The organism is Lysinibacillus sp. NPDC094177 (genome assembly GCF_050279145.1).
GTDB lineage: Bacteria > Bacillota > Bacilli > Bacillales_A > Planococcaceae > Lysinibacillus.
This window is the reverse complement of the sequence record NZ_JBNNTW010000012.1, coordinates 28,302-36,567: the sequence shown is the minus strand read 5'-3', so window position 1 is coordinate 36,567 and position 8,266 is coordinate 28,302. Positions and strand designations below refer to the sequence as shown.

The following is an 8,266-nucleotide window of genomic DNA, read 5'->3' as shown; positions in this document are numbered from 1 at the left end:
CAGTGCCGAAACGACGGATGGAAATGTCAGCGACGGATTGATGAGCCGAAGCGACGGATGGAAATGTCATAGCGACGGAAAGAAGACCCGGAACGACGGATGGAAATGTCAGCGACGGATGGATGAGCCGAAGCGACGGATTGAACCAGCATACTGACGGATAGAAGCATAATGAAAAAAGAGATGCCTCAAATGAGACATCTCTTTTAATGTTAATATGAAAGCTTTTTATTATCCGTCTTTATAATCGATGACGCAAATATGACAAAGCCGAGCATTAAAATAAAGATTAAATCAAGTAAACCAGTATGCATAGTCACTGTAAATACGGTAATGACAAATGCATAAGCTACTGTATGGAAGCTACGAATACCGCCTTGCTTCACTTTATTGTAAATTAATGAGATTAATACACCATATAAGAAGAAGCCAATCGCTACAAGCAGATAACCACCATCTAAGAATAATTGACCGATAAATGTTGGTGTTGTTGTTCTGTTTGGACGTGTAATATATTTACCTTCAGCTTCGCTTAGAGAGTTTACAACTTCTGTTACTTTCATACGTGGTGATACTTGTTCACCCGGTAAAATTGTACTGAAGATACCAGCATGGAGTTCTCCATTTAAGTAGCCTTCCTCTTGCGTATATTCGATAATTTTACTTAAAACAATATGGCCGGTTACACTCTCACCATTTATTGAACGAATCCATTTTGGTGTTAAATTAACCTTCTGTTCTACTGTTAACAGTTTTTCTTTTTCTGATTCAGTTAATTCTACATCTGGTTGTTCACGGCTATTAAATTCCTTCGTTGTATCCTCTGATATAACACGAAGGAAGCCAAACATTGAGAATGCTACTCCGATAACAAACAGAGCTGTAAGGAACCATGTTAGTTTCACTCGTTTTACAACGTAATGGAAAATGATAATACCAGTAAATAACATAATAATTAATGGTGTACGGTATCCCATTAATAGGAATAAGAACATTACAGCAGCATAAATGGAACCGTAGATTAATGTTTTTTTCCATGTCATGCTTTTTTCTAAAATCATTTTATATGATAATAAAAGTAAAACCCCAAACCATAATAATTGGGCAAAGAAGTTTAATTTTGGATTAAGGTTACGTCGATTAGATTCATCAGAAATTCCTAATCCACCACCGGAAATCATCATTAATACATATGAAACTACACCAAGTATAGTTAAAAATACAATAAAATGAACAACATATTTCCCTAAGAAAGATAAACCAAATGATGGGATTGTCCATTGTAACTTATCAATAATGTACACACCGATGTAGTAGCATATTACTGCTAAAAATACCGCTGGCCAAATTGATACACGTAAATTAAATAATTCAAATCGATGGAAATCGAATAGACTTGTAAAGAAATAGAGCATTAATATAAAAGGTAAAAAGAAGTACGGTGAAAACGTATCAATCTTGTTGACCTTTGCAAAAGTTTGTTTCAATTTATTCATAAATGTCATACATCTCAGAAGATGTGATTGCCCTCCTCTATCGCGAATCATAATTGTTTATTCTTTTATTTACTAAGCAAAACAAGAGTTATTATATCATAAATACAGGTAGACTTATAGAAAGGAATGAATTGATTTTATTAAAATTATGCAATGATTTCTCTCATTCCCTAAATTACGAGTTAATACCCATAATATTCTGAGTTAATTTTCCTAATGTTTGTCTCCTCTCGCGCTGGGCACACGATTTTATCCTCACATCAATCGACAATCTCTTTCAGAAAAAGCCTAAAATCTCAGATAAGAACCAATTTTTAATGATTTATCCATTATTTAGATGTATGCTAAATAAGTAGTGCGAATTTCACAGTTCAAGCACAATTCAAAATCAAGAAGCATTTGCGTAGTTGATGAAAAATACAAATTAAGGATGTGGAATTAATGAAGAAATTATTCATTTCAATGCTCGTAGCAAGCTTTTTTATGCTTATAGCTTTTTTAGCACCAACACAAGCTAAAGCTGCTCAGAAAATCGGTGTCGTTTTCTCTGAAAGTAGTGAAAAATACGCCAATACTACACACCCTAGTGGAACGTTTAATGGCCAACTTGTTTCTGAAAAGGTTGACTATAGCTCCACATATAATAAGGAACTAAAAGCTTTTCTCCTCTATCAGCAACAAGGCTTCCAAGTTGAGAAAATTTATGAGAGCGACTTAAATAATTTAGAAAATCTAAGTCAATATGATGCAATCGTCTTTGCCTATACAGTCATGATGAATCATCAGCAACGCGAAAATGTCAAAATGTACGTTCGAAATGGTGGTGGTGCGATTTTTGCCTTCCAGACAGCCCGTAACGAATCAACAAAATTCCCTAAACCAGGGCAAATGGATCTCTCTCCATTAATCTATGATGTCGATTCTTGGGTAATGGAGTGGGACAATTTAACTGAAGTCTTCAATTCTCGTTTTATTGACGATATTGTGTTAGGAAACTCTACAATAAGCAATATCAACACTGTTCATCCAATTATTCAAAATACAACAAAAGAACTTGGCAAAAGCAAGCTTACTATAACAAAAACAGATCGTGAATGGGTCGAAATCATTAAGCCTTGGGAAGGTGGATCTGCAACACCTATTTTATATTTCTCGGATTACAATTACACAGACAAGCCTAAAACAATGAAAAAAAATGAATTTGGCGCAGCCCATGCGATCGAATACGGTAAAGGCCGAGTTGTTCAAATTGGATTCAAAATCTATGATTATATAAACATTAATGATAAAGCGGATTGGCAAGATAATGAAAATGGTGCTGCCTATTCAACAACTAATGGTGACAAAGATGCACAAGTATTTATGAAGCATGCTTTAAATTGGGTAGCCGAAAATCATAATGGCTATGTGCCCCGCCGTTATAACCTTTCGCTTTACTCTGACGGGGTACAAAGTTATGTAGCACCGTCTGGTAAATTTGTTTTCTACTCCACTGTAACGGTTAAAAACAATGGTAATGTGCCTGCACGCGGTACATTGAAAGTAGAAATTCTAGACGCAAACGATAAAGTTGTTGGTAAAGACCATGAACGTTACATTCCAGGACTTGCTGCTGATTCCACAACAGATAATGCTGATCAAAAAGATATTAGTACCCATTCGGAAAAATATCAGATTTTTATGCCTGGTGATTTAGCTGCCGGAACATATACGATACGTACATCCTTTATAGAGGGGCGTGATGATCGCAAAAATGCTGATGAAAAATTTGCAACGACTGCAGAAATTAAAACGCTCACACGCACAAAAGGTTCCAACAAAGCAACCATTACTGCCGCTCCATTCTTCTCAGATGTATCTTCATCGAATGGAGCCTATTATGATATAAAAAACTTATATGCTCTAGGTATTGTTAAAGGAACTAATGGGAAATTTAATCCACATGGTACATTGACTCGCCTGCAAGCAACAGAAATGATTTTGCGAGCATTAGGAATTCCAGCATCAAGCTCAGCTACTTTAAATGCAAGTGACATCAAAGCAGGTGATTATGGCTATGCCGTTTTAGCAACAGGCTTACGCTACGGCATTATTGCATTAGAGAATGGCAAAATTAATGCTCATCAGCCAATGACTCGCGCTAACATGGCACGAGCACTTGTCAACGGCTTCAAGCTACAGGGCTACACAAATAATACTTTCTCAGATGTGCCGACATCTCATGCATATTATAAAGATGTCCAAGCTTTATATGCACTTGGCATTACTACAGGCTATGCCGATAATACGTTTAAACCAAATGGTACAGTGACACGTCAAAACTTTGCTCAATTCGTAAATAGGACGCTTTATACAAATTCAAAATAACTAAGGTGAAGTTTTAGCGCGATGACTGGAATGATGCTTTATTTAATAGAAGGTAAATTTTCATTCATTGCTGATAAACTTGTGAATCGCGCCGCTAAATATGCTCGTTTCGCTGATAAAGTTCCTTTTAATAATACAAATCAAACAAAAAGAGCTACATCGTTCATTTTTGAACAATGCAGCTCTTCATTATTATTGTTTTGAGTAATATTCTAAGATCCCATTGTAGATAGATTCAGCATATAGCTCAATATATTGATCATCTGTCAGTTTAACGCGGTCTTCACTATTTGTGAGGAAGCCTAGCTCGACTAAAATGGCTGGAATATTCGTATTAGCAACTACAATGTATTTTGCTTCTCTAACATTACGATTATTCATATTTACATTTTTAACAATTTGATTGTTTACAAATGTCGCCAAATCAATATCTTCTTTATACATATCACCTGATGTTTGAGCGAAGTATGTTTCGGTACCTTTTGCATCAATATTCTCTGCTGAGTTTACATGAATACTTACGAAGATTTCACCGTAATTAGCATGTGTAAAGTCTACACGATCTTGCGGTGTAGGAAACGTATCCCCTGTACGAGGCATCAATACCTTTGCACCTGCAACCTCCAGTTTTTCCTTAACAAGAGTACCAACCTTTAATGTAATGTCTTTTTCTTTAATAGTATCGAAAGAAGTTCCAGGGTCACTGCCGCCATGACCTGGATCAATAATGATAATTCGATCTTTTAACGGATTACCATTTTGATTTAATAGCTTTAAGTAAGATTTATGGACATACCCTTTTTGACCTTGATAGGTAACTTGAGCCCAATAACCGTTAATACTGTCTACTTGAACATATTCGCCCTTTTTCAGCTTACTTACTGCCGTAGAAGTAGAGTTAGCTTCTTTGCGGATATTTAAATTGTCAACTGTCACTCGACCTAATAGATCCCCAGAAACTGTAGGTGGTGTTGGTGTTGGTGTTGGTGTTGGTGTTGGATCTGGAGTAGAAGGTTGCTCTACTTCAACATCCTCTGCACTAGTCGCTACGATATAGCCTGGTACACCATTCACTACAGTTAAGTAGTAGCCACTTTCCGTCTTATAAACAGGTAAATTCACTTTACTAGCTACAGTCGAAATAACCTTTGATGAAGAAGTTGGTTGTATGTAAAGCTTTAGATTTTGTGTTGTAGTTACTTGCTTTTGAACATTTCCTAATGCGTTACCATCTGCATCTAAAAACTGCGCATATGTTTTATAAATATAAGCAAATGTACCTTTATAAGTAACCTTTAACCAGTCTCCTTCAACTGCATAGACTGATAGTTTACCACCTTTGTTCACTGTACCTACTACATTAGCAGTAGATGAAGAATCTTTAGATTTACGAATATTTAATCCGTCAGTTGTTATAGAAACTAAGGCAATGACTTGTGATGAATCAGGTGTAGCTACACTTTTAACAGGTATATCTAAGCGATATTTTTCATTTTTGGCACGGGCTATAAATAACGCAAACTGTTTACGTGTCACTTGTTCATTTGGATTATATTTTTGATTGCTTCCCTTTGTAATACCATTGTAGTAAATCGTATTCACGTATGAAACGTACGGATGAGTTATACCTATGTCTACAAAAGGAGAATCGATATTTTCATGCTCACTTGTATCGAGTTTAAACGCTTTTGTTAATACATAACTCATTTCATCACGAGTTAAAGGTTTGTTTGGTAAGAATTGACCCTTTGTATTTGCTTTAAAGAAGCCAAGTTGTACAGCGCGTTCTACATAACCAGAAAGCTCTGTGCCGTCTGCTACATCCGAGAAGCTTGATTTTTTAACAACTAGTGGTTTGTTGTCTGATGCAACAACAACCATTTTAGCAACTTGTCCACGCGTTACTGTGTTTTTAGGTTTATAATACGTTTTTCCTTTTTCTGTATATCCTTTAATAACTCCTAAATTCACTAAATAATTGATCTCTTCATATGCATCATCTTGATTAGTAACATCTACAAAACCGCCACTTGCTTGTGCACTATGTATTGTAAAGATAGAAGCTGAAACGAATAAGACGCATAATATAAGACTGATTTTTTTAAGATACAATGTCATATTTCCTCCTTTCTTGTTCTAATATCGATTTTAACAGAATTTAACAGGTAAAACTATCAAATAAATGTAACTATTATAAATCATCACCATTACGTGTGGTTGCGCCCAGCCTCCACTCTAATCAATCTCTTAAATAATAAAAATATCGCTCTATGATAAAAACGAATTCTTATCAAACAAAAAGGCTACATCGTTCAATTTGAACAATGTAGCCCATTTTTTTATTTCTTTGCGTAGTATTGTGAAATCCCTTTGTAGATAGAATCAGCAAATAACTCAGCATATTTGTCATCCGTCATTTTACCGCGGTCTTCGCCATTTGTTAGGAAGCCTAGCTCAACTAAGATGGCTGGAATAATCGTGTTGCGAATTACATAGTATTGTTCTTCTTTAACACCACGATTTTTCATATTTAAGTTATTAACGATTTGATTATTTACAAATGTCGCAAGATCTATGTCCTCTTGATACATATCACCTGTTGAAATTGCATAATATGTTTCAGTACCTTGTGCAGAAGTATTTGCTGCTGAGTTAACATGGATACTGACAAATATTTCACCGTAATTAGCATTGGTAAAGTCAACGCGATCTTGTAGTGAAGGATACGTATCCCCTGTACGAGTCATATATACCTTCGCACCTGCAGCCTCTAGCTTTTGCTTCACAATTGTGCCGACCTTTAATGTGATAGCTTTTTCGGAATTAGAACCTACAACAGTTCCAGGGTCCTTACCACCATGACCTGGATCAAGAATGATAATTCGGTCTTTCAACGGATTACCACTTTGATTTAGTAGCTTTAAGTATGATTTATGGACATACCCTTTTTGACCTTGATAAGTAACTTGTGCCCAATAACCGTTAATACTGTTTACTTGAATATATTCGCCCTTTTTCAGCTTACCTACTACCGCAGAAGTAGAGTTAGCTTCTTTGCGGATATTTAAATTGTCAACCGTCACTCGACCTAATAAATCACCAGAAACTGTTGGTGGAGTTGGGTCTGGATCTGGGGTAGGATCAGGAGTAGTAGGTTTTTCTACTTCAACATCCTCTGTACTATTCGCCACGACATAACCTGGTATACCGTTTACTACAGTTAGATGGTAACCACTTACCGTCTTATAAACTGGTAATTTTGTTTTGCTATTAATTGATGTAATAACTTTTGAGGAAGAGGTTGGTTTTGCGTAAAGATTTAGATTTTGTGTTGCAGTAACTTGCTTTTGGACATTCCCTAATGCGTTACTGTCTGCATCTAAAAATTGTGCATACGTTTTATAAATATAAGCAAATGCACCTTTATAAGTAACCTTTAACCAGTCTCCTTCAACTGCATAGACTGCTAGTTTTCCACCTTTGTTCACTGTACCTACAACATTAGCAGTAGATGAAGAATCTTTAGATTTACGAATATTTAATCCGTCTGTTGTTACAGAAATTAACCCAATGACTTGTGATGCATCAGGTACAGCTACACCTTTAACTGGTAGCTCTAAACGATACTTTTCACTTTTCGCACGCGCTACAAATAACGCAAACTGCGCACGTGTCATTTGACTATTCGGGTTATAATTTTGACCGCTTCCCTTTGTAATACCATTATAGTAAATCGTATTCACGTATGTAACGTACGGATTAGTAATGCCTACGTCCACAAAAGGAGAATCGATATTTTCATATTCACTTGTATCAAGTTTAAACGCTTTCGTTAATACATAACTCATTTCATCACGAGTTAAAGGCTTGTTCGGTAGGAATTGGCCTTGAATATTTGTTTTAAAAAGGCCAAGCTGTATAGCGCGTTCTACATAGCCTGAAAGCTCTGTGCCGACTGCTACATCTGAGAAGCTTGATTTATTGACAACTAGTGGCTTGTTACCTGATGCAACAACAACCATTTTGGCAACTTGTCCACGCGTTACGTTATTATAAGGTTTATAATACGTTTGGCCATTTTCCGTATATCCTTTAATAACACCTAAACTAACTAAATAATTAATCTCTTCATAAGCTTCATGATCTTTAGGAACATCTACAAACCCACCACTTGCTTGGGCACTATGTATTGTAAACATAGAAGCTGAAATGAATAAGACGCATAATATAAGACTGATTTTTTTGAGGTTCACTGTCTTATTTCCTCCCTTCCTGTTCTCGTGTTCATTTTAGCAAAATTTCACAGACAAAACTATCATACGAATGTAACTATTATACTATATTTAGATACCACCCCTTTTTTTGATTTTTCATAAAAAGAAGAGAGCCTGCATGTGCAAGCT

At 35.9% G+C, this 8,266-nt stretch carries 6 protein-coding genes; 2 read left to right on the top strand and 4 right to left on the bottom strand.

Annotation, left to right across the window (positions count from 1 at the left end; genetic code table 11):
* Positions 1-26: 26 nt before the first annotated feature.
* On the bottom strand, positions 27-170 hold the full coding sequence (locus ACQKNC_RS17755; RefSeq protein WP_427426076.1) for a hypothetical protein: 144 nt from the start codon (positions 168-170) through the stop codon (positions 27-29).
* A gap of 42 nt (positions 171-212) precedes the next feature.
* Entirely contained in the window at positions 213-1,496 is a 1,284-nt protein-coding gene (locus tag ACQKNC_RS17750; RefSeq protein ID WP_427426075.1) for an oligosaccharide repeat unit polymerase, read from the bottom strand.
* 441 nt (positions 1,497-1,937) lie between these two features.
* Between ACQKNC_RS17750 and ACQKNC_RS17745 the strand changes: the two genes are divergently transcribed.
* Together ACQKNC_RS17745 and ACQKNC_RS17740 are read left to right on the top strand one after the other, a co-directional pair.
* Positions 1,938-3,863 (top strand): S-layer homology domain-containing protein, encoded by a 1,926-nt coding sequence (locus ACQKNC_RS17745; RefSeq protein WP_427426074.1) that lies wholly within the window; start codon positions 1,938-1,940, stop codon positions 3,861-3,863.
* A gap of 21 nt (positions 3,864-3,884) precedes the next feature.
* Positions 3,885-4,067: a hypothetical protein gene (locus ACQKNC_RS17740; RefSeq protein ID WP_427426073.1), complete on the top strand. Its 183-nt coding sequence runs from the start codon at positions 3,885-3,887 to the stop codon at positions 4,065-4,067.
* On the opposite strand, the gene ACQKNC_RS17735 is transcribed toward ACQKNC_RS17740, so the two are convergent.
* The gene (locus tag ACQKNC_RS17735; RefSeq protein ID WP_427426072.1) at positions 4,056-5,981 is read right to left on the bottom strand and encodes an N-acetylmuramoyl-L-alanine amidase; all 1,926 of its coding nucleotides are present in this window, start codon (positions 5,979-5,981) and stop codon (positions 4,056-4,058) included. The genes ACQKNC_RS17740 and ACQKNC_RS17735 overlap by 12 nt on opposite strands.
* 221 nt (positions 5,982-6,202) lie before the next feature.
* Positions 6,203-8,116, bottom strand: coding sequence for an N-acetylmuramoyl-L-alanine amidase (locus ACQKNC_RS17730; RefSeq protein WP_427426071.1), 1,914 nt, complete (start codon positions 8,114-8,116; stop codon positions 6,203-6,205).
* Positions 8,117-8,266: the final 150 nt, after the last annotated feature.

Excerpts from the sequence above, each read along its gene's own strand:
- ACQKNC_RS17755 (WP_427426076.1), bottom strand. The coding sequence starts at position 170 with ATGCTTCTATCCGTCAGTATGCTGGTTCAATCCGTCGCTTCGGCTCAT.
- ACQKNC_RS17750 (WP_427426075.1), bottom strand. The coding sequence starts at position 1,496 with ATGAATAAATTGAAACAAACTTTTGCAAAGGTCAACAAGATTGATACG.
- ACQKNC_RS17745 (WP_427426074.1), top strand. The coding sequence starts at position 1,938 with ATGAAGAAATTATTCATTTCAATGCTCGTAGCAAGCTTTTTTATGCTT.
- ACQKNC_RS17740 (WP_427426073.1), top strand. The coding sequence starts at position 3,885 with ATGACTGGAATGATGCTTTATTTAATAGAAGGTAAATTTTCATTCATT.
- ACQKNC_RS17735 (WP_427426072.1), bottom strand. The coding sequence starts at position 5,981 with ATGACATTGTATCTTAAAAAAATCAGTCTTATATTATGCGTCTTATTC.